A 19,829-nucleotide genomic window follows, 5' to 3' on the forward strand; every position below is an offset into this window, starting at 1 on the left:
GAGGCTGTCATCCGCTCCCACAGGAACGCTTCGTCGTTTCCAGGCCTCCTGACCACCCGACCACACCGAGGACACCCCCATGCCACTCGTCAGCCTCCGAGACGTCGCGAAGCGGTACCCGTCTCCGCAGAAGGGCGCCGCGCCGATCGCCGCGATCGACGGCGTCGACCTCGACATCGAGGCCGGTGACGTCTTCGGGATCATCGGGTACTCGGGAGCCGGCAAGTCGACGCTCGTCCGCCTCATCAACGCGCTCGAGCCCGCGACGTCGGGGAGCATCGTCGTCGACGGCACCGAGGTGACGACGCTCTCGGAGCGCGGCCTCCGCGACCTCCGGCTCGGCATCGGCATGATCTTCCAGCAGTTCAACCTCTTCAACTCCAAGTCGGTCCGCAAGAACATCGCCTACCCGCTCGAGGTCGCCGGACGCCCCCGGGCCGAGATCCGTACGCGCGTCGACGAGTTGCTGAAGTTCGTCGGGCTGTCCGACAAGGCCGACAACTACCCCGACCAGCTCTCCGGCGGGCAGAAGCAGCGCGTCGGCATCGCCCGCGCGCTCGCGACTTCGCCACGCATCCTGCTCGCGGACGAGGCGACGAGCGCGCTCGACCCCGAGACCACGCAGGAGGTTCTCGCGCTGCTCAAGCAGGTGAACCGCGACCTCGGCGTGACCATCGTCGTGATCACCCACGAGATGGAAGTGATCCAGTCGCTCGCGACGAAGGTCGCCGTCATGGAGCGCGGCAAGGTCATCGAGCAGGGCGACGTCTTCGAGGTGTTCTCCGACCCGCAGCACGCCGCGTCCAAGCGCTTCGTGTCGACGGTCATCAAGGGCGTCCCGTCACCGGCCGAGCTGGCGGTGCTCCAGGAACGACACGTCGGGCGCATCGTCACGCTGTCCTTCCGCGACGGCGACGCCTCGCAGGCGGGCGTCTTCCTCACGCTCGCGCAGGCGGGCGTCGACTTCGAGCTCGTCTACGGCGGGATCAACGACATCCAGGGTCGCGCGTTCGGCCACCTGACGCTCGCCCTCCGCGGCGACGACCAGACGATCGACGGAGCGCTGACCGCCATCGGATCCCAGGCGACCGTGACGGAGGTGCGCTGACATGGACGCACTGATCGATCTCCTCCCGAAGCTCGGCGACGCGACCGTCGAGACCCTCTACCTCGTCTCCTTCAGCCTGCTCTTCGGCGGGATCGCCGGGCTCGTCGTCGGCACCGGTCTCTATGTGACGCGTCCCGGCAACCTCTACTCGCACCCGGTGCTCTACGGCGTGCTCAACGTGATCGTGAACATCTTCCGGCCGATCCCGTTCATCATCTTCCTCGCCGCGGCCCAACCGCTCTCACGACTCGTGATCGGCACCGGCATCGGCGCGAACGCGTTCATCTTCATCATCTCCCTGGCGGCGACGTTCGGCATCAGCCGGATCGTCGAGCAGAACCTGCTGACGGTGTCGCCCGGCGTCATCGAGGCCTCTCGAGCCGCGGGTGCCAGCCGGCTCCGGACGCTGCTGAGCATCGTCCTCCCGGAGGCGCTCGGTCCGCTGATCCTCGGCTACACCTTCGTGTTCGTCGTCATCGTCGACATGTCGGCGGTCGCGGGCTTCATCGGTGGTGGCGGGCTCGGCGCGTTCGCGATCCAGTACGGCTTCCGCCAGTTCGAGCCGGTCGTGACCTGGGCCGCGGTGATCATCATCATCCTGCTCGTGCAGCTCATCCAGTTCTTCGGCAACTGGCTGGCCCGGAAGATCCTCCGCCGCTGATCGGTCCCTGAGCCGCCCCGGTCCGGTCCCTGAGCCACCCCAACCGGTCCCTTGAGCCATCCCCACCCGGTCTCTGAGCCATCCCAACCCGGTCCCTGAGCCATCCCCACCCGGTCCCTGAGCTTGTCGAAGGGCGCACTTCGACAGGCTCAGTGACCGAGCCAGCTCCGGCTAGTCGAAGTCGAGGCTGAGCTTCCGCAGCAGGACGGTCAGGCGGGCCTGCTCGGTCGAGCTCAGGCCGTCGAGCAGGTCCGCTTCGGCATCGACGAGGCGCGTGATGGCGGCGTCGACCGTGTTGAGTCCCGCGTTCGTCATCTGCACGAGGATGCCGCGGCCGTCGTTGGGGTCGCCCTGGCGTTCCACCAGCCCGCGCTCGACGAGGCGGTCGATGCGGTTCGTCATCGTCCCGCTCGAGACGAGCGTCTGGAGCAGCAGGGCCTTCGGACTGAGGCGGTACGGGGAGCCGGCGCGCCGGAGTGCGGCGAGGACGTCGAACTCCCACGGCTCCAGGTTCGACCGGGTGAAGGCCGCCCGACGCGCCCGGTCGAGGTGGCGTGACAGCCGGGCGACACGGGAGAGGATCTGGAGGGGCGAGAAGTCGAGGTCCGGGCGCTCGCGGTTCCAGGCGTCGACGATCCGGTCGACCTCATCGGTGCTAGCTGGCATCCCACCATTATCGAGGCACGCGGGCGTTGGGGCTCGATCGGCCGCCGCGAGCTGATTCCGAGGCGGCACATCCATGGCAGAATTGACCACGCTCCGCCGTCAGGCTGAGTGGTCCGCCATAGTGTAACGGCAGCACGGCAGCCTTTGGAGCTGTTCGGTCCAGGTTCGAATCCTGGTGGCGGAGCGACCGATCACCGACCGGGCGAGGGCTCGGACCGAGGGGGAGCACACGTGACCGACGACCGTCTGGCCATCATCATCCTGGCTGCTGGCCAGGGAACCCGCATGAAGTCGGCGCTGCCGAAACTCCTGCACCCGCTCGGCGGTGTGCCGATCGTCGGCCACGTGCTGGCGACCGCCCGCTCGCTCGACGCCGGGCACGTCATCGCCGTCGTGCGCCACGAGCGCGACCGCCTCGTCGAGGCCATCGAGTCCGAGCTCCCTGACGCCACCATCGTCGACCAGGACGAGGTGCCCGGTACGGGTCGCGCCGTGGAGCAAGCCCTCCTGGCGCTTCCCGACGACTTCGACGGCGACGTCCTCGTCGTCAACGGCGACGTCCCGCTGCTGAACGCCGCGACCCTCACCACGCTCATCGAACGCCACCGCAACCACGACGTCGCGGCGACGATCCTCTCGGCCATGCCCGACGACGCGACCGGCTACGGACGCATCATCCGCACGGAGGCCGGGGCGCTCGACTACATCGTCGAGCAGAAGGACGCGACCGACGCCGAGCGGGCCGTGAACGAGATCAACGCCGGGGTCTACCTCTTCGGCGTGAGCCAGCTCCGCGACGCCCTCGCCGAGGTCACCACCGACAACGCCCAGGGGGAGAAGTACCTCACGGACGTCATCGGCCTCCTGCGGCGCGCGGGCTCCGAGGTCTCGGCGCTCCCCGTGAGCGACTCCTGGCTGGTCGAGGGCATCAACGACCGTGCCCAGCTGAGCGCGGCTGCGGCCAAGCTGAACGCGCTCCTCGTGCGCGCCTGGCAGCTCGCCGGCGTGACCGTCCAGGACCCGGCCACGACGTGGATCGACATCAAGGCACGGCTGCACGCCGACGTCACCCTGCTTCCCGGGACGCAGATCCTCGGCGCGACGGTCGTCGAGTCCGGCGCGACGATCGGTCCGGACACCACCCTCATCGACACCGAGGTCGGTGCGGGCGCCCGGGTGCGCCGCACGGACGCGACGCTGTCGGTCATCGGCGCCGGCGCCGAGGTCGGGCCGTTCGCCTACCTGCGCCCCGGCACGGTGCTCGGCGAGCGCGGCAAGATCGGCACCTTCGTGGAGACGAAGAACGCACAGATCGGCGAGGGCAGCAAGGTTCCGCACCTCAGCTACATCGGCGACACCGAGATCGGCGTCGAGTCGAACGTCGGTGCCGGCACGATCACCTCGAACTACGACGGTGTGCACAAGCACCGCACGACCATCGGCTCGCACGTCCGCACCGGCGCGCACAACACGCTCGTCGCTCCGGTCAGCGTCGGCGACGGCGCCTACTCCGGCGCCGGCACCGTCATCCGCAAGGACGTCCCGGCAGGAGCGCTCGCCCTGACGGTCGCGCAGCAGCGGAACGTCGAGGGCTGGGTCGAGCAGAAGCGCCCGGGGACGGCGGCCGCGACGGCCGCAGCAGCTGCGTCGGCGACTCCGGCCGTGGATGCGGTGTCGGACGACGCGGCTGCGGCTGGTAACGTCGACTCGTGAGTGAGGCCGGAGCATTCCGGCAGAAGGCAGGGTCTGTGTCAGGCATCACGGCGGACAACAAGAAGCAGCTGGTCCTCGTCTCCGGACGAGCCCACCCGGAACTCGCCGAGGCGATCGCGGCGGAGCTCGACTCCGAGCTCCTCCCCACCGATGCCAGGACCTTCGCCAACGGCGAGATCTACGCCCGGTACGACGAGAGCATCCGCGGCACCGACGTCTTCGTCATCCAGTCGCACACCGCTCCGATCAACGAGTGGCTCATGGAGCAGCTCATCATGGTCGACGCGGCCAAGCGGGCGAGCGCCAAGCGCATCACCGTGGTCGCCCCGTTCTACCCGTACGCACGCCAGGACAAGAAGGGTCGCGGACGCGAGCCCATCTCGGCCCGTCTCGTCGCCGACCTCTTCAAGGCCGCCGGCGCCGACCGCATCATGTCGGTCGACCTCCACGCCGCGCAGATCCAGGGCTTCTTCGACGGCCCGGTCGACCACCTCTTCGCGATGCCGGTCCTCCTCGAGCACTTCCGTGCGAAGCTCGACCCGTCGACGCTGACGGTCGTCTCGCCCGACATGGGCCGCGTCCGCGTGGCCGACATCTGGAGCGACAAGCTCGGTGCGCCGCTCGCCATCATCCACAAGCGCCGCGACCCGCTCGTCCCGAACCAGGTCAGCGTCCACGAGATCGTCGGCCAGGTCGAGGGCCGGGTCTGCCTGCTCGTCGACGACCTGATCGACACCGGACGCACGATCGTCAAGGCGGCCGAGGCGCTCAAGAACGCCGGTGCCATCGGCGTCGTCGTCGCGGCCACCCACGCGGTCTTCTCCGACCCGGCGGTCGAGCTCCTGCAGAGCGACGCCATCGACTCGGTCGTCGTCACCGACACGCTGCCGGTCGACGAGGCCAAGCGCTTCGACAAGCTGACCGTCCTCTCCATCGCGCCGCTCATCGCCCGCGCGATCCACGAGGTCTTCGACGACGGCTCCGTGACGAGCATGTTCGACGGCGCCGCGTAGCCCGTCACCTCCTGCTGAGACGCAGAACGCCCGGTCCGAACTCGGACCGGGCGTTCTGCGTCTGCAGCCGATGGACTAGTGGCTCGAGCCCGCCTGCTCGACCTCGCTGCGGTCGCCCGACCAGAGCGTGTGGAAGGTGCCGTCGAGGTCGACGCGCTTGTAGGTGTGAGCGCCGAAGAAGTCGCGCTGGCCCTGGACGAGCGCTGCGGGCAGACGCTCGGCGCGGAGGCCGTCGTAGTACGACAGCGACGACGAGAACGCCGGCGAGGGGATGCCTGCCTGGGCGGCCGCGACGACCACGCGGCGCCAGCTGTCCTGCGCCTCCGCGACGGCGTCGCTGAAGTAGGGCGCCGTCACGAGGGCGACCAGCTCGGGATTCTCCTCGTAGGCCTCGGTGATGCGGTTGAGGAACTGCGCACGGATGATGCAGCCGCCGCGCCAGATCTTCGCGATCTCGCCCTTCTTGATGTCCCAGCCGTACTGCTCGGCACCGGCGACGATCTCGTCGAAGCCCTGCGAATAGGCGATGATCTTCGACGCGTAGAGCGCCTGGCGCACGTCCTCGACGAACTGGTCGGGGTCGGCGACGGTCCACTCCTCGGAGGGACCGGCGAGCTCGCGGGCCGCTGCGCGCTGCGCCGGCTTCGACGAGAGCGAACGGGCGAACACGGCCTCCGCGATGCCCGACACCGGGATGCCGAGGTCGAGTGCCGTCTGCACGGTCCACGCGCCGGTGCCCTTGGCACCTGCCTGGTCGAGGATGACGTCGACGAGCGGCTGCCCGGTCTTCGCGTCGACCTGCTTGAGGACCTCGGCGGTGATCTCGATCAGGTAGCTCTCGAGCGTGCCGCGGTTCCACTCGGCGAAGATCTCCGCGATCTCGGCGGGCGACTTGCCGGTGCCGCGACGGATGAGGTCGTAGGCCTCGGCGATGAGCTGCATGTCCGCGTACTCGATGCCGTTGTGGATCATCTTGACGAAGTGCCCGGCGCCGTCGGTGCCGACGTGGGTGACGCAGGGCTCACCCTCGGCGATCGCGGCGATGGACTTGAGGATGGGGCCGAGGGTCTCCCACGCTTCGGCGGAGCCGCCGGGCATGATCGACGGTCCCTTGAGGGCGCCCTCCTCGCCGCCGGAGATACCGGCGCCGACGAAGTTGATGCCGGTCTCGCGGACGGCCTTCTCACGCCGGATGGTGTCGGTGAAGAGCGCGTTGCCACCGTCGACGATGATGTCGCCGGGCTCGAAGACCTCGGTGAGCTGCTGGATGACGGCGTCGGTTCCCTTACCCGCCTGCACCATGATGATCGCGGTGCGCGGCTTCGAGAGTGACGCGGCGAACTCCTCGATCGTCTTCGACGCGACGAAGCCGGCCTCGGGGTGCTCGCTCACGAGCAGGTCGGTGCGTTCGGGGGAGCGGTTGTACACGGCGACCGTGTTGCCCTCGCGGCTCGCCAGGTTGCGTGCGAGGTTGCTGCCCATGACGGCCAGACCGACGACGCCGATGTTGGCGCGAGCTTCGGCGGTGTTCACCATGTGGTTCTCCTTCAGAGTGGGTGATGCGGGAAGCGTTCCGAGTGCTCAGGAGTCGACGGGGCGGCTGCAGGACAGCGGCGACACCCTCGTCGATCCGGGCACGGCCCGTCCTGCAACCGTAGCAAAGTGAGGTGTCGCTCCACCGCTCAATGACGTCGCGCGCAGGTGAGGTCCGGGCGGACCGTCCGGGGCTGTCCGGTATCGTGCTGTGCGGGTCGGACGAGCCGGCCACCGGCCGACGGTCGGAGACCACAGGGGGTTCCGTGTGAATGCACCGCTCGTCGTCGTCATGGGCGTGTCCGGGTCCGGGAAGAGCACGACCGGAGTGCTGATCGCCGACCGGCTCGGGGTGCCCTTCGTCGACGCCGACGCCCTGCACCCGCTCGAGAACGTGCGGAAGATGGCCGCCGGCACGCCGCTCGAAGACCCCGATCGCTGGCCCTGGCTGGCCCTCGTGGGCAAAGCGCTCGCCGACGCCTCGGACACCGGGCTCGTGATGGCCTGCTCCGCACTCCGACGGGCCTACCGGGAGGCGATCCTCGCGGAGGCGCCCGGGGTGCGGTTCGTCCTCCTGCACGGCTCGCGCGAGGTGCTCGGACGCCGGATGGAGGGCAGGAGCGGTCACTTCATGCCGCCGTCCCTCCTCGACTCGCAGTTCGCCCTCCTCGAGGACTTGGACGCCGACGAGCCGGGGTTCGTGGTGGACGTCGACGCCACCGTCGACGAGATCGTGGACGAGGCGGTCGCGGGCCTCAGCGCGGTGCGATAGACTCTCCCACTGAACTTCGGCGAGGGAAGCGGCCCGTGGCAGCTTCCGTGATCGACGCGGTGGTCTGGCTTCCGGCTTTTCCTCACGCAGATACGCGTTCGAGTTGACTCATCCATTCCGCCGCGCATCGTCGCGGCACGACCAACCGGGTGCAAGACCCGTGAGGAGAACATCATGTCCGATGACCTGAAGGTCACCGCGGAACTCCGCGAATCGTTCGGCAAGGGCGCAGCCCGCAAGCTCCGTGCCCTCGGTAAGATCCCGGCCGTGCTCTATGGCCACGGCACCGAGCCCGTGCACGTCTCGCTGCCCGGCCACCAGATGCTGCTCATCCTCCGCAAGTCCAACGCGGTGCTCGAGCTCGACATCGCCGGCAAGGGCCAGCTCGCCCTGGTGAAGGACGTCCAGAAGGACCCCGTGCGCCAGATCATCGAGCACCTCGACCTCATCGTGGTCAAGAAGGGCGAGAAGGTCCAGGTCGACATCCCCGTGCACGTCGAGGGCGAGTCCGCCGCCGGCACCATCCTCAACCAGGACGCCACCACGGTGAGCCTCGAGGTCGAGGCGACCCACATCCCCGAGCGCGTCACCGTCAGCGTCGAGGGCCTCGAAGAGGGCGCCCAGATCCTGGCCGGCGACCTCGAGCTCCCGAAGGGCGCTTCGCTCATCACCGAGGCCGACGTCCTCATCGTCGCGATCGCCGTGCCGGCCGCTCCGGTCGACGAGGAGACCGAGGCAGCTGAGGCTGCCGCCGAGGAGACCGCAGCCGAGGCTGAGGCCGCCGAGTAGTCACCACTCCAGCAGACGAACCTGTCGCCCGCCCGCCCCGATAGTCTCGGTGCATGGCAGGCGGCAGGTTCGCTCGGTTTCTGGCCGGTCTCACCGGACGGGCCGAGGCGTTCGATCAGGAAGGCAGCATGGCTGCAGACACGTGGCTCATCGTCGGGCTCGGGAACCCGGGCGAGCAGTACGCCCGCAACCGGCACAACGTCGGGCAGATGGTCCTCGACGAGCTCGCGAAGCGCATCGGTGGAACGTTCAAGACCCACAAGGGCAACGCGCGCGTGGCCGAGGGGCGGCTCGTGCCGGGCGGTCCGAAGCTCGTCCTCGGCAAGCCCAACAGCTACATGAACCTCTCCGGCGGCCCGACCGCCGCGCTCGCCCAGTTCTTCTCGGTCGACCCCGACCACGTCATCGCCGTCCACGATGAGCTCGACATCCCGTTCGACTCGATCAAGCTCAAGCAGGGCGGCGGGCACGGTGGACACAACGGCATCCGCGACATCGCCGCAGCACTGAAGACTCCCGAGTTCCTGCGCGTCCGGGTCGGTATCGGGAGGCCGCCGGGCCGCCAGGACGCCGCCGACTTCGTCCTCAAGGACTTCGCGGGAACCGAGCGGGAGCAGCTTCCCATGCTGGTCTCCGACGCCGCCGATGCGGTCGAGCTCCTCGTGAACGAGGGCCTCTTGGCTGCACAGACCCGGTTCCACGGCGCCTGACGCCGCTCACCCCAACGGTCAGCGGACGCGTCGGCGCTGGCGCGTGCCGGCGCCGACGAGTACTGCGCCCACCACGAGCAGTCCGCTGATGAGCAGTGCGATGGGGAGCGGGATCTCGGCTCCCGTCCGGACCAACGGCGCCTGCGGTTCGAGTGGCGCGACCCGCCACACGATGCCGAGCGAGGTGTGAAGCGTCCCCGTCGAGACGAGGGGCGCGTCCGGGAGCGGCAGGCGACCGGTGTCGGCGGAAGTCACCGGCCCGGTGGCGGCGTGGTCCGACGCGCGCGAGTACCCGGTCAGGACCGCCTCGAACGCGTGGACGAACGAGCCGTCGTCGAGCACGTCCGGCGTCAGGACGAGCGCCTCGGTGCTGGTGCAGTCCGTCGAGGCACCCGGCTCGACGAGCTCGCTGCTGCAGGTGAGCCGCGTCTCCGGTGTCTCCGAGAGGGAGATGTCGCCCAGCGGGTTCTCGCCGGTGTTGGTGACCGTCGCGATGACGCGCAACCGGTCACCGGGATCGGCCGTGACGGTCTCGCCTGCGATCGGGATCCACGACCCGCCGGGGCCCTGCTTCTCGAGGCGGACGGTGCCCTCCACGGCCAGCGCGGGGACGAGCACGCGGTAGGCGGTCTCGTCCGTGCTGCTGAGCCCCGAGGCGGTCTGTTCCACGCGGACGACCGCGTCGCCCGACTGGACGGCCACCGTGCTCGCACAACTCCAGCGACCGGACGTGTCCGTGGTGGTCTCACACACGGTGTCGCCTTCGCCGTCGCGCACGGTGACGTCGGCGCCCGGCTCGCCCGTTCCGGCGAAGGTGGGTCGCGAGGACTCCACGAGGGCACCGGACGCCGGGCTCTCGATCGCGACGGGGTCGACGGCGGTCAGGGTCGGCTGCGAGCCGATGTCGAGCCCATGACGGGCGTCACCCGCCACGGCGACGGTCAGTGCGCCACGAGCGATCGGTGTGGCGTCGACCTCGATCGTGCAGGACTGCTCGCCCGCCGCGAGGTCGCCGATGAACCCGATCTCGGCCCCGGACGCCGGAGCGGTCACCTCAGCCGCGCAACTCGCGATCGCTCGCGGATCGGCGGCGACCGTGAGCCCACCAGGCAAGGCCGTCTGCACGGACCAACCGGCCTTCGCGGCGAGTTCCGGCGTGTTGCGCACGACGAAGCGGAGACGGACCGTCTCGCCGACGGAGGCGGTGCCCTGCGACAGCTCGACATCGAGGGTCGGGGTCACGTCGATGATGCTCAGGTCGTCGAAGGCGTGGTCGTTGCCGAAGCCACCGCCGTGTTCGTTGCGCATGACGACACCGATCGATGCCGCGTCCACCAGCATCGACGCATCTGCGGTGAAGTGTCCGGCGCGAGCTGAGACGCCGCCGTGGCTGAACGATTCGGCACGGTCGTCCGTGCACGGGTCGATCGCTTGCTCGGACACCGGGTGCTCGACGCCGTCTGAGGTCCGCAGCGCGAGCTGCAGGGCGGTCGGGACCGTTGCGAAGCAGTTCAGGGACGCGACGTTCACGGCGGCGGTCAGGAACCGGCCGGAACCGGTCGCGAGTGGGATCGGCGTGGTCGTCTCCAGTTCGACCGCGCCGTCGGGGCCATTCGTCTGGGTGTAGGCGGCGATGACGGAATTGGTCATCGGATCGGTGCCGTTGAGGATACCCAGCACCCCGGCGAGGGTTCGGACGTGCGCCAGGGCGCTCGGAGCGTCCAGGCAGTCGCCGGGCTCGGCGCCCGTCATGGAAGCGGACAGGATGAAGCCGTTGCACGCCGCTCGGTCGGTCCAGAAGTCGTCGGCGTCGAACCGCAGATCCGAGCGGCCGAGGTGGTCGCGGACCGATATGGGCGTACCGGTGTCGGGTGCGCGTTCGAAGTCCTCGTGGAAGACCTCACCGCGTGTGCTCCCTGCTGCGTCAGTCGGCGGCTCGGTGGCCGACGCTGCAGCCGGTGCCGGTCGGCTTATCGAGAGGGTCCAGCCGACCGCCAGCACGAGCGTCGTGGTCAGGATCGGACGGAGTGGGCTGGTCGAAACGCGCATGCAGCATCCCAAGAAGTCATCGGATGGGGGAGGCCGCCAGCGTAGCAGTACTGGCCATCTGAGATATCAGACGGACGAGGGGTGAACGTCCGATGCAGCGGAGGCCGATTGCTCAGGCGCGCACGTACCGCGAGATCAGCAGGTCGTCCGCGCGCAGGAGGTGCCGCAGGCGCATCGGTCGCGGCGCCTTGGACGCGGGACCCGCGGAGACCCGGACACTCTCCCCGCCGACGAGGGTCGGACTGATCGTCAGACAGAGTTCGTCGACGGCGTCTGACGCGATGAACGAGCCGAAGAGTGCCGGACCACCCTCGCAGAGGATCTGCTTGAGGCCGCGGTCGGACAGGGCACTGCGGACGCGCGCCGGTTCGACGTGTTCGTCGCCGCACGCCACCACGTCGGCGACCGCCTCGAGCGCCGCGCGCTTCGCGGGGTCCGCCCGGTCGGTCGTCACGACGAGGGGCCGGACCGGCGCCTGGGTGAAGACCTCCGAGCGGAGGTCGAGGTCGAGCGAGCCGGAGACGATCGCGAACACCGGGTGCAAAGGGAGGTCGTGGTCATCCCGCCACGCCGCGGCGTCGACATCGAGGCGCATCGCGCCGTAGCCCTCGTCGCGCACGGTCCCGGCGCCGACGAGGACGACGTCGGCGAGTCGGCGCAGGATGTCGAACACGGTCTTGTCGGCCGGGCCTCCGAGGCCGCCGGACACGCCGTCGACGGTCGCCCCGCCGTCGAGGCTCGTCACGAAGTTCACACGGACGGTCGTGGCGGAGCGGTCCTCGACGGTGTAGGACGCCACGAGTTCGTCGATCGAGAGCGGCTGCTCGTGCGCGGGGACCAGGCTCGTGATGCTGGGGATGCTCATGTGACTCCTCGAGGGTTCCGGATCAGACGTTGTGGACGGGCGCCACCGGTGCGCGGAAGCCGAGGATCGCCTCGGTCATCCGCACGGCCGCGATCGACTCGGGCACGGCGTGCATCCGCACGATGCGGGCGCCGAGGAGGATGCACGCCGCGGCTGACACCAGGGAACCCTCGAGGCGTTCCGACTTCGGTCGGTCGAGGGATTCGCCGATGAAGTCCTTGTTCGAGACCGCGGCCAGCGTCGGCAGCCCGAGCGCGGCGATCTCATCGAACCGTCGAGTGAGTTCGAGTGTCTGCACGGTGTTCTTGTTGAGGTCGTGTCCGGGGTCGACGATGAGTCGTGACTCGGGGACGCCGTGCGAGAGCGCGAGGTCGACGCGGGCCGCGAGGAAGGCTGCGACCTCACCGGCGACGTCGTCGTAGTGGGGACGGGGATGCGGCTGCCTCGGCCTGGCCAGACTGTGCGTGATGACGAGGGTGGCCTCGCTCGCGGCGACGACGTCCGCGAGGGCCGGGTCGTGGATCCCGGTGGTGTCGTTGATGACGGAGGCGCCCGCCGCGATGCAGGCCGCGGCCACCTCGGGGCGGAAGGTGTCGACGGAGATCACGACGTCGCTCCGTGCCGCGAGCGCCTCGACGACGGGGAGCACGCGGTCGATCTCCTCGGCCGTGGGGATCTCGGGCCCGGGGGCGAACTTGGCTCCGCCGATGTCGACCCAGTCGGCGCCCTGTTCTGCGGCGGTCACGGCGGCGTCGACGGCCCGGTCGAGGGAGAACGTCGCGCCCTGGTCGAAGAAGGAGTCCGGGGTGCGGTTGATGATCGCCATGACCGCGACCTGCTTCGAGAAGTCGAACGTCCGCGCTCCGATCCGGCGGATCGGTTGGCGGATCGGGGGGAGCGGGAAGCCGCCGGTCCATTCGGGGTGTCGGTCTGACCGGGGCTCCGTGCTCGTCATGGGTCAATCATGACGCGTCAGGCGCGCCAGGATGCCGCGTGACGCGTCGTCCGCAGCCGATTGACAGCGGTGGCCGGCAGGCGTTCGGGTCATGCGTGTCGGTGGCTCGGCGTAGGCTGTCCCGGTGACGCTTCAGGGTTTGACTCACGCGCTTCGGCGCGCCGCAACGATCGACGATGCCCTCGCATATGCGGGCAAGAGTGCGGACTTCTCCGTGATCGACGGGCTGCGCGCACCGCTCCTCGCAGCGCTCATGGACGAGCGCGGACGGCAGGGCGCCGCTCAGGCTGCCCTCGTCGTCACCGCGACCGGCCGCGACTCCGAGCGGCTCCGCTCCGCGCTCAGCGACCTCATGCCCGAGGCCGAGATCGTCGAGTTCCCGGCCTGGGAGACCCTGCCGCATGAGCGCCTCAGCCCGAGCGCCGAGATCGTCGGCCGACGCCTGGAGGCGCTGCGGCGGCTCGGCGCCTGGACGGGGGAGCGGCCGTTCCTCCTCGTCGCATCAGTGCGCGCCGCGTTGCAGCCCGTGGCCGACAACCTCACCGAGACCGCTCCGATCGAGCTCGTCCAGGGCGGTCGCGGACACGATCTCGCCGCGATCGCGCTGCGCCTCGTCGAACTCGCGTACACCAGGGTCGACATGGTGTCGCGGCGTGGTGAGTTCGCGCTGCGTGGCGGCATCCTCGACGTCTTCCCACCGGTCGCCGATCACCCGTACCGCGTCGAGTTCTTCGGCGACGAGGTCGACGGCATCCGGGCGTTCTCGGTCGCCGACCAGCGCTCACTGCCCGAGCCGGTCGACGCGATCCGCCTGCCGCCCTCGCGGGAACTGCTCCTCAGCCCCGCCGTCCGGCAGCGCGCCGCGGAGATGCAGCACGAGTTCCCGAGCCTCACCGGCATCCTCGAGAAGATCGCGGAGGGCATCGCGGTGGAGGGCATGGAGTCGCTCACCCCGGCACTCGTCGACCGCCTCGTCCCCCTCACGCACTACCTGCCGGATGGAGCGGCCGTCGCCGTCGTCTCGCCGGAGCGCGTCGTCACGAGGTCGATCAGCCTCGCCGAGACGAACCGCGAGTTCCTCGCCGCCGCATGGAGCGCCGCGACCGTCGGTGCGAACGCGCCGATCGACCTCGCCTCCGGCGACTTCATCTCGCTGGGCGCCCTGAAGGAGTCCGTCACCTTCAGCGCACCCGGTCAGCCGGCGCCCGACCACCCGTGGTGGACCTTCAGCGGCTTCCGCGCCGGCCCCGACGTCGAGACGCTCCCGGAGCACCTCGAACTCGACGAACTCCTCACCGTCACGGTCGACGGCGACACCGTGCCGAGCTTCCACGGCAACGTCGAAGGCGCCATCGAACACGTCGCCGACCGCATCCGCGAGGGGTGGACGGTCATCGTCGCCGCCCGTGGGGTCGGTCTCGTCGAGCGCGCGGCGGACGTCCTGGCCGAGCACGAGATCGCGGCCCGTATGGTCGACGAGCTGCCCGCCGACCCGGAGCCCGGGGTCGCCTATCTGCTGCAGGCCGACGTCGAGGGCGGCTTCGAGCTCGAGGCGTCGAAGCTCATGCTGCTCGGCGAGACCGAGTTCTACGGACGCACCGCCGGGTACGATTCGCGCCTGGTCAAGAAGCTCGCCACCCGACGCAAGAACGTCGTCGACCCGATGCAGCTACGTTCCGGCGACTTCGTTGTCCACCAGACCCACGGCATCGGCAAGTTCGTCGAGATGACCCAGCGCGAGGTCTCGAGCGGTGGACGCAACCCGGTGAAGAGCACCCGCGAGTACCTCGTGCTCGAGTACGCACCCTCCAAGCGCGGCTACCCGGGCGACAAACTCCTCGTCCCCACGGATCAGCTCGACCTCCTCACCCGCTACGTGGGCGGCGAGGCTCCGCAGCTCAGCAAGATGGGCGGCAGTGACTGGTCGCAGGCGAAGAGCAAGGCGCGCAAGGCCGTCCGCGACATCGCCGTCGAGCTGGTCAAGCTCTATTCGGCGCGCATGGCGTCGAAGGGGCATGCCTTCGGTCCCGACACCCCGTGGCAGCGCGAGCTCGAGGAGGCGTTCCCGTTCGCGGAGACCCCCGACCAGCTGCAGACCATCGACGAGGTCAAGGCGGACATGGAGCGCGAGATCCCGATGGACCGCCTCCTCTCCGGCGACGTCGGGTTCGGCAAGACCGAGGTCGCCGTCCGCGCCGCGTTCAAGGCCGTCCAGGACGGCAAACAGGTCGCGATGCTCGTGCCGACCACCCTGCTCGTCAAGCAGCACTTCGAGACCTTCCAGGAGCGGTTCGCCGGGTTCCCGGTACACCTGCGTCCGCTCAGCCGGTTCCAGTCCGACAAGGAGGCGCGGGAGGCGCTCGCCGGACTCGCCGACGGCACGGTCGACGTCATCATCGGGACGCACCGGCTGCTGACCGACAAGGTGCACTTCAAAGACCTCGGCCTCGTCATCATCGATGAGGAGCAGCGCTTCGGTGTCGAACACAAGGACGCCCTCAAGAAGCTGAAGACGAACGTCGACATCCTGGCGATGAGCGCGACCCCGATCCCGCGCACGCTCGAGATGGCGGTCACCGGCATCAGGGAGATGTCCACGCTCGCCACGCCGCCGGAGGACCGCCACCCGATCCTGTCCTTCGTCGGTCCGTACAATGGCAAGCAGGTCGGCGCGGCGATCCGGCGCGAGCTCCTGCGCGAAGGCCAGATCTTCTTCGTGCACAACCGGGTCTCCTCCATCAGCCGCGTCGCAGCCGACCTCGCGGAGCTCGTCCCCGAGGCGCGCATCGCCATCGCCCACGGGCAGCTCGGCGAAGCCGCACTCGAACAGGTCGTGGTCGACTTCTGGGAGCGTCGCTTCGACGTCCTCGTCTGCACGACGATCATCGAGACCGGCCTCGACATCTCGAACGCGAACACGATCATCATCGACCGCGCCGACAAATACGGCCTGAGCCAGCTGCACCAGCTGCGGGGTCGTGTCGGTCGCGGTCGCGAGCGCGCCTATGCGTACTTCCTCTACGACGAGCACAAGCCGCTCTCCGAGACCGCCCACGACCGGCTCTCGACCATCGCGGCGAACAACGAGCTCGGCAGCGGCATGCAGGTCGCCCTGAAGGACCTCGAGATCCGCGGAGCGGGCAACATGCTCGGCGGCGAGCAGGCCGGCCACATCGCGGGCGTCGGCTTCGACCTCTACCTCCGCATGATCGGCGAGGCCGTGTCGACCTTCCGCGGCGACGTCGCCGAGGGGCAGACCGAACTCCGGCTCGAACTGCCCGTCGACGCACACATCCCCGAGGAGTACGTCGACAGCGAGCGCTTGCGGTTGGAGGCCTACCAGAAGCTCTCCGCCGCGTCGGGTCCGGCGGCCAAGGACGGTCAGATCGACCTCGTGATCGACGAACTCACCGACCGCTACGGCGAGCCGCCGGCGCAGGTGAGCACGCTCATCGCCGTGTCGCGGCTCCGTCAGCGTGCGCAGCGCTCGGGACTCAGCGACCTCATCGCCGTCGGACCGAACCTGCGGGTCACGCCCGCCGACCTCCCCGACTCCATCCAGACGCGGCTGCGACGCATGTATCCCGGCGCGAAGTACCTGGCCCAGACGAACACCGTCATCGTGCCGTTGCCGCGCGTCGGCGACGAACCGCTGGCCGACACCGACCTCATCGCCTGGGTGCAGCAGTTCCTGAACGCGATCTACCCGCTGCCGGAGGGCTCGACGTCGTCCTAGCGGGCAGCAGGAGATGGGCCCGCAGGACGACGACGTCGGCACCCGCGGCCGATCCGACGGTCGTCGTCCATCCCTAGCGTGGAGGGATGAAGAAGTTCCTCCGCATCGTCCTCACCGGGGTCGTGGCGCTCGTCGCGCTCGTGCTCGCCGGGCTCCTCACGACCACCATCGTCAACACCGCCGCATCGGCTTCCGAGGCCACGCGCATCGAGGAGTACGGGCAGCGGGTCGAGGTCGACGGCAAACGCATGAACGTGTCGGTGACGGGGGAGGGCGACCAGACGATCGTCCTCCTGCCCGGCTTCGGCACCGGTTCGCCCGTGCTCGACTTCTCGCCGCTCGTCGGGGAGCTCTCATCGTCCCACCGGGTGGTCGTGGTCGAGCCCTTCGGCTACGGGCTCAGCGATCAGACCGACGTGCCGCGAACGACCGAGAACATCGTCTCCGAGATCCACGAGGCAATCGAAGCGCTGGGCGTCGACCGGTACGTGCTGATGGGGCACTCCATCGCGGGGATCTACGCGCTGGACTACGTCGAGCGGTTCCGCGACGAGGTGACGGCGTTCGTCGGCATCGACAGCAGTGTGCCCGACCAGCCGGGTATGGACGCCGCGCTGCCGGTCGACGCCCTGCGTGCGGCGAAGGCACTCGGCATCACCCGGGTCGTCACGGCGCTGTCGGGCGACCCGTACCCGGATCCGCCGTACGACCAGCACACGCGTGAGCAACTCGGGATGATCTCGCTGCGCAACACCTCGAGTGCGACGTCCTCGGACGAGATGTCGCGCATCGCGGCGAACTTCCGTGCGGCGAAGGGGAAGACCTTCCCGGCAGACCTCCCGGTGCTGCTCTTCACCCAGCGGGACAACCCGACGGTGGAGGGGTGGCTGCCGCTCCATGAGGAGCAGGCGGCGAGCGTCGATCGAGGCGAGGTCGTGCCGCTCGATGCCGACCACTACCTGCACCACACGACGTCCCGCGAGATCGCGGCGGACGTCGACCGCTTCCTCGCGACTCCGGGCGTCGGGTAGCCGGTCGCCGGGCCGGGCCGTCGGTCTGCGGACGGACGTATGCTGGTGCCCACGATCCCGTCGAGTCGGAGGAACCCATGGCGACCAGCATCCGGACGAAGCAGGAGCCGAAGGTGGTCGTGTCCGACGCCGTGGCCCGGCTCCGACAGACCTTCGACCGCGGCACCACCAAGCCCGTGGCCTGGCGGCTCCGCCAGCTCCGTGCGCTGAAGCAACTGCTCCTCGAACGCGGCGGCGAGCTCGAGCGGGCGCTGGCGACCGACCTGGGCAAGCGCGGCACCGAGGCGCAGATCACCGAGATCGGCCTCCTCGTCGGCGAGATCGATCACACGCTGAAGCATCTGAAGCGTTGGGTGCGGCCCCGACGCGTCGCGGTGCCGCTCACTCTCGCCCCGGCGTCGGCAACGGTCGTGGCGGAACCCATCGGCGTCGTCCTCGTCATCGGTCCATGGAACTATCCCGTCCAGCTCTGCATCGGTCCCGTCATCGGGGCGCTGGCCGCGGGTGACGCCGTCCTGCTGAAGCCGAGCGAACTCGCACCCGCCACGAGCGCCGCACTCGCGCGCCTCCTCCCGGAGTACCTCGACGACCGTGCCGTCGCGGTGGTCGAGGGCGATGCGGAGGTCGCCACCGCCCTCCTCGCCGAGCGGTTCGACCACATCTTCTACACGGGTGGCGCCGCCGTGGGCAAGGTCATCGCCCGGGCCGCGGCGGAGCATCTGACCCCGATCACCCTGGAACTCGGCGGGAAGTCACCGGTCTACGTCGACGACACCGTGGACCTCGCGGACGCGGCCCGCCGGATCGTCTGGGGCAAGCTCATGAACGCCGGCCAGACCTGTGTCGCCCCCGACTACCTGCTCGCGACGCGCTCGGTCGCCGATCGGCTCGTCCCGTACCTGCGCGACGCGATCGCGGCGCTCTACGGCCCGGACCCCGCCGACAGTGCCGACTACGGCCGCATCATCTCCGACAAGCACTTCGCTCGGGTCAGCGGTCTGCTCGATGGTCTCGAACCGGTCCTCGGCGGCGGGGTCGACGCCTCGGAGCGGTACATCGCCCCGACGGTCGTGAACGGCGTCGACGCTTCGGCGTCGATCATGCAGGAGGAGATCTTCGGTCCGATCCTGCCGATCCTCCACGTGTCCGGGCTCGAACAGGCCATCGCACACATCCGTGCGGGGGAGAAGCCGCTCGCGCTCTACGTCTTCAGCGACGACCGCGCCACGCGGAAGCGGTTCACGCGCGACACCTCCTCGGGCGCGTTGGCGTTCGGTGTGCCGGCCGCGCACCTCCTCGTGCCGGGTCTGCCGTTCGGCGGCGTCGGGGCCAGCGGGATGGGCGCGTATCACGGTCGCCATTCCTTCGACACGTTCAGTCACGCGAAGGCGGTGTTCTCCAAGCCGCTGTCCCCGGACACGCTGTCGCTCGTCTACCCGCCCTTCACCGAAGCGCGCGACCGGATCGCGCGACTGATCTCGAGGACCGGCAGCACCGACGACCGCCGCCCGTGGGGAGCCCGTCGGTGAGCAGCGAGCCCGTCGGCGACACCTCCGGTGAACGCCTCGTCGACGCCATGCGGCAGATCCGCGACCGCTGCGTCTGGACGCAGGGCATCGACCACGGGATGCTCGTGCCGTACCTCATCGAAGAGAGCTACGAGCTCGTCGAAGCGGTCGAGGCCGGGACGCGCGACGAACTCGTCGAGGAACTCGGCGACGTCCTGTGGCAGGTCGTCTTCCACGCGGAGATCGCTTCCCGCGACGCCGATGAACCCTTCGACTTCGACGACGTCGCCGAGGCCGTCACCCGCAAGATGGTCCACCGTCATCCACACGTGTTCGGCGACGAAGCAGCGCCGACCCCGGAGGACGTGGTGCGCGTCTGGAACGCCGCGAAGGCCGAGGAGAAGGCGAAGCGCAGCAGCGCGCTCGAGGGGATCCCGCAGGGGATGCCGTCGCTCGCCCTCGCCGACAAGGTGCTGGGCAGGGCGGTGCCGCTCGGGGTGGGCCCGACGGTCGACGCCGAGGTCGTGGACGACGAGGACGCCCTGGGGGAGCAGCTCCTCGCCGTGGTCGCCGCCGCACGGGCGAGCGGGCTCGACGCGGAGCGGGCGCTGCGGGGTGCCGTCCGTCGGTTGAGCGCGCGCGTGCAGGACGCCGAGCGCTCGGCGGCCTCCCCGACCGCCGGCTGAGTGAGGGGCCGCTGGGCGTCGCCTCACGGTGCCC

The 19,829-nt window shown here is 69.7% G+C and carries 16 protein-coding genes and 1 tRNA gene; 12 read left to right on the forward strand and 5 right to left on the reverse strand.

What is annotated here, in order from left to right; translation table 11 throughout:
* The first annotated feature begins 79 nt into the window (after positions 1–79).
* On the forward strand, positions 80–1,108 hold the full coding sequence (locus QRN19_RS13135) for a methionine ABC transporter ATP-binding protein (protein WP_138946655.1): 1,029 nt from the start codon (positions 80–82) through the stop codon (positions 1,106–1,108).
* 1 nt (position 1,109) lies between these two features.
* Positions 1,110–1,769 carry a methionine ABC transporter permease gene (locus QRN19_RS13140; RefSeq protein WP_064296483.1) on the forward strand — a complete coding sequence of 220 codons (660 nt, stop codon included), beginning with the start codon at positions 1,110–1,112 and terminating at the stop codon, positions 1,767–1,769.
* Between the two features lie 171 nt (positions 1,770–1,940).
* On the opposite strand, the gene QRN19_RS13145 is transcribed toward QRN19_RS13140, so the two are convergent.
* Positions 1,941–2,435 carry a MarR family winged helix-turn-helix transcriptional regulator gene (locus tag QRN19_RS13145; RefSeq protein ID WP_064296482.1) on the reverse strand — a complete coding sequence of 165 codons (495 nt, stop codon included), beginning with the start codon at positions 2,433–2,435 and terminating at the stop codon, positions 1,941–1,943.
* A gap of 112 nt (positions 2,436–2,547) precedes the next feature.
* Between QRN19_RS13145 and QRN19_RS13150 the strand changes: the two genes are divergently transcribed.
* The 3 genes from QRN19_RS13150 (at position 2,548) to QRN19_RS13160 (ending at position 5,161) form a co-directional block, all read left to right on the forward strand.
* Positions 2,548–2,619 (forward strand) — tRNA-Gln (locus QRN19_RS13150).
* Between the two features lie 47 nt (positions 2,620–2,666).
* Positions 2,667–4,148, forward strand: coding sequence for a bifunctional UDP-N-acetylglucosamine diphosphorylase/glucosamine-1-phosphate N-acetyltransferase GlmU (gene glmU, locus QRN19_RS13155; RefSeq protein ID WP_285027401.1), 1,482 nt, complete (start codon positions 2,667–2,669; stop codon positions 4,146–4,148).
* 35 nt (positions 4,149–4,183) lie between these two features.
* Positions 4,184–5,161, forward strand: a complete 978-nt coding sequence (locus QRN19_RS13160; RefSeq protein ID WP_064296480.1) for a ribose-phosphate diphosphokinase — start codon at positions 4,184–4,186, stop codon at positions 5,159–5,161.
* 75 nt (positions 5,162–5,236) lie between these two features.
* Here QRN19_RS13160 and gnd read toward each other — a convergent pair whose 3' ends face one another.
* Positions 5,237–6,697, reverse strand: coding sequence for an NADP-dependent phosphogluconate dehydrogenase (gene gnd, locus QRN19_RS13165; RefSeq protein ID WP_079001993.1), 1,461 nt, complete (start codon positions 6,695–6,697; stop codon positions 5,237–5,239).
* A 265-nt stretch (positions 6,698–6,962) separates the two neighbouring features.
* On the opposite strand from gnd, the gene QRN19_RS13170 reads away from it, so the two are divergent.
* The 3 genes from QRN19_RS13170 (at position 6,963) to pth (ending at position 8,965) form a co-directional block, all read left to right on the forward strand.
* On the forward strand, positions 6,963–7,466 hold the full coding sequence (locus QRN19_RS13170) for a gluconokinase (protein WP_229938709.1): 504 nt from the start codon (positions 6,963–6,965) through the stop codon (positions 7,464–7,466).
* A 174-nt stretch (positions 7,467–7,640) separates the two neighbouring features.
* Positions 7,641–8,255 (forward strand): 50S ribosomal protein L25/general stress protein Ctc, encoded by a 615-nt coding sequence (locus QRN19_RS13175; RefSeq protein ID WP_285027403.1) that lies wholly within the window; start codon positions 7,641–7,643, stop codon positions 8,253–8,255.
* Between the two features lie 128 nt (positions 8,256–8,383).
* Positions 8,384–8,965 carry an aminoacyl-tRNA hydrolase gene (pth, locus tag QRN19_RS13180; RefSeq protein WP_285027404.1) on the forward strand — a complete coding sequence of 194 codons (582 nt, stop codon included), beginning with the start codon at positions 8,384–8,386 and terminating at the stop codon, positions 8,963–8,965.
* An 18-nt stretch (positions 8,966–8,983) separates the two neighbouring features.
* Here pth and QRN19_RS13185 read toward each other — a convergent pair whose 3' ends face one another.
* The 3 genes from QRN19_RS13185 to folP form a co-directional block, all read right to left on the reverse strand.
* Positions 8,984–11,014 (reverse strand): DUF7933 domain-containing protein, encoded by a 2,031-nt coding sequence (locus QRN19_RS13185; RefSeq protein ID WP_285027406.1) that lies wholly within the window; start codon positions 11,012–11,014, stop codon positions 8,984–8,986.
* Positions 11,015–11,126: 112 nt separating this feature from the next.
* Positions 11,127–11,879, reverse strand: coding sequence for a pyrimidine reductase family protein (locus tag QRN19_RS13190; protein ID WP_285027408.1), 753 nt, complete (start codon positions 11,877–11,879; stop codon positions 11,127–11,129).
* 22 nt (positions 11,880–11,901) lie between these two features.
* Complete coding sequence (folP, locus tag QRN19_RS13195; RefSeq protein ID WP_285027409.1) at positions 11,902–12,834, reverse strand: dihydropteroate synthase; 933 nt, start codon at positions 12,832–12,834, stop codon at positions 11,902–11,904.
* A gap of 124 nt (positions 12,835–12,958) precedes the next feature.
* On the opposite strand from folP, the gene mfd reads away from it, so the two are divergent.
* From mfd to QRN19_RS13215, 4 genes are all read left to right on the forward strand, one after another.
* Positions 12,959–16,570, forward strand: a complete 3,612-nt coding sequence (mfd, locus tag QRN19_RS13200; protein ID WP_285027410.1) for a transcription-repair coupling factor — start codon at positions 12,959–12,961, stop codon at positions 16,568–16,570.
* An 86-nt stretch (positions 16,571–16,656) separates the two neighbouring features.
* Positions 16,657–17,601, forward strand: a complete 945-nt coding sequence (locus tag QRN19_RS13205; protein ID WP_285027411.1) for an alpha/beta fold hydrolase — start codon at positions 16,657–16,659, stop codon at positions 17,599–17,601.
* A gap of 77 nt (positions 17,602–17,678) precedes the next feature.
* Positions 17,679–19,130 carry an aldehyde dehydrogenase family protein gene (locus tag QRN19_RS13210; protein WP_285027412.1) on the forward strand — a complete coding sequence of 484 codons (1,452 nt, stop codon included), beginning with the start codon at positions 17,679–17,681 and terminating at the stop codon, positions 19,128–19,130.
* Positions 19,127–19,795, forward strand: a complete 669-nt coding sequence (locus tag QRN19_RS13215) for a nucleoside triphosphate pyrophosphohydrolase (RefSeq protein WP_350224038.1) — start codon at positions 19,127–19,129, stop codon at positions 19,793–19,795. Before QRN19_RS13210 ends, QRN19_RS13215 begins: the two co-directional genes overlap by 4 nt.
* Positions 19,796–19,829: the final 34 nt, after the last annotated feature.

Origin of the sequence: Plantibacter sp. ME-Dv--P-122b, assembly GCF_030209375.1 — a bacterium.
Taxonomy (GTDB): domain Bacteria; phylum Actinomycetota; class Actinomycetes; order Actinomycetales; family Microbacteriaceae; genus Plantibacter.

Bases quoted from the DNA above. Each gene is read 5' to 3' on its own strand.
- QRN19_RS13205 (WP_285027411.1), top strand. From the start codon at position 16,657: ATGAAGAAGTTCCTCCGCATCGTCCTCACCGGGGTCGTGGCGCTCGTC.
- QRN19_RS13210 (WP_285027412.1), top strand. From the start codon at position 17,679: ATGGCGACCAGCATCCGGACGAAGCAGGAGCCGAAGGTGGTCGTGTCC.
- pth (WP_285027404.1), top strand. From the start codon at position 8,384: ATGGCTGCAGACACGTGGCTCATCGTCGGGCTCGGGAACCCGGGCGAG.
- gnd (WP_079001993.1), bottom strand. From the start codon at position 6,697: ATGGTGAACACCGCCGAAGCTCGCGCCAACATCGGCGTCGTCGGTCTG.
- folP (WP_285027409.1), bottom strand. From the start codon at position 12,834: ATGACGAGCACGGAGCCCCGGTCAGACCGACACCCCGAATGGACCGGC.
- QRN19_RS13145 (WP_064296482.1), bottom strand. From the start codon at position 2,435: ATGCCAGCTAGCACCGATGAGGTCGACCGGATCGTCGACGCCTGGAAC.
- QRN19_RS13135 (WP_138946655.1), top strand. From the start codon at position 80: ATGCCACTCGTCAGCCTCCGAGACGTCGCGAAGCGGTACCCGTCTCCG.
- QRN19_RS13175 (WP_285027403.1), top strand. From the start codon at position 7,641: ATGTCCGATGACCTGAAGGTCACCGCGGAACTCCGCGAATCGTTCGGC.
- QRN19_RS13140 (WP_064296483.1), top strand. From the start codon at position 1,110: ATGGACGCACTGATCGATCTCCTCCCGAAGCTCGGCGACGCGACCGTC.
- QRN19_RS13190 (WP_285027408.1), bottom strand. From the start codon at position 11,879: ATGAGCATCCCCAGCATCACGAGCCTGGTCCCCGCGCACGAGCAGCCG.
- QRN19_RS13185 (WP_285027406.1), bottom strand. From the start codon at position 11,014: ATGCGCGTTTCGACCAGCCCACTCCGTCCGATCCTGACCACGACGCTC.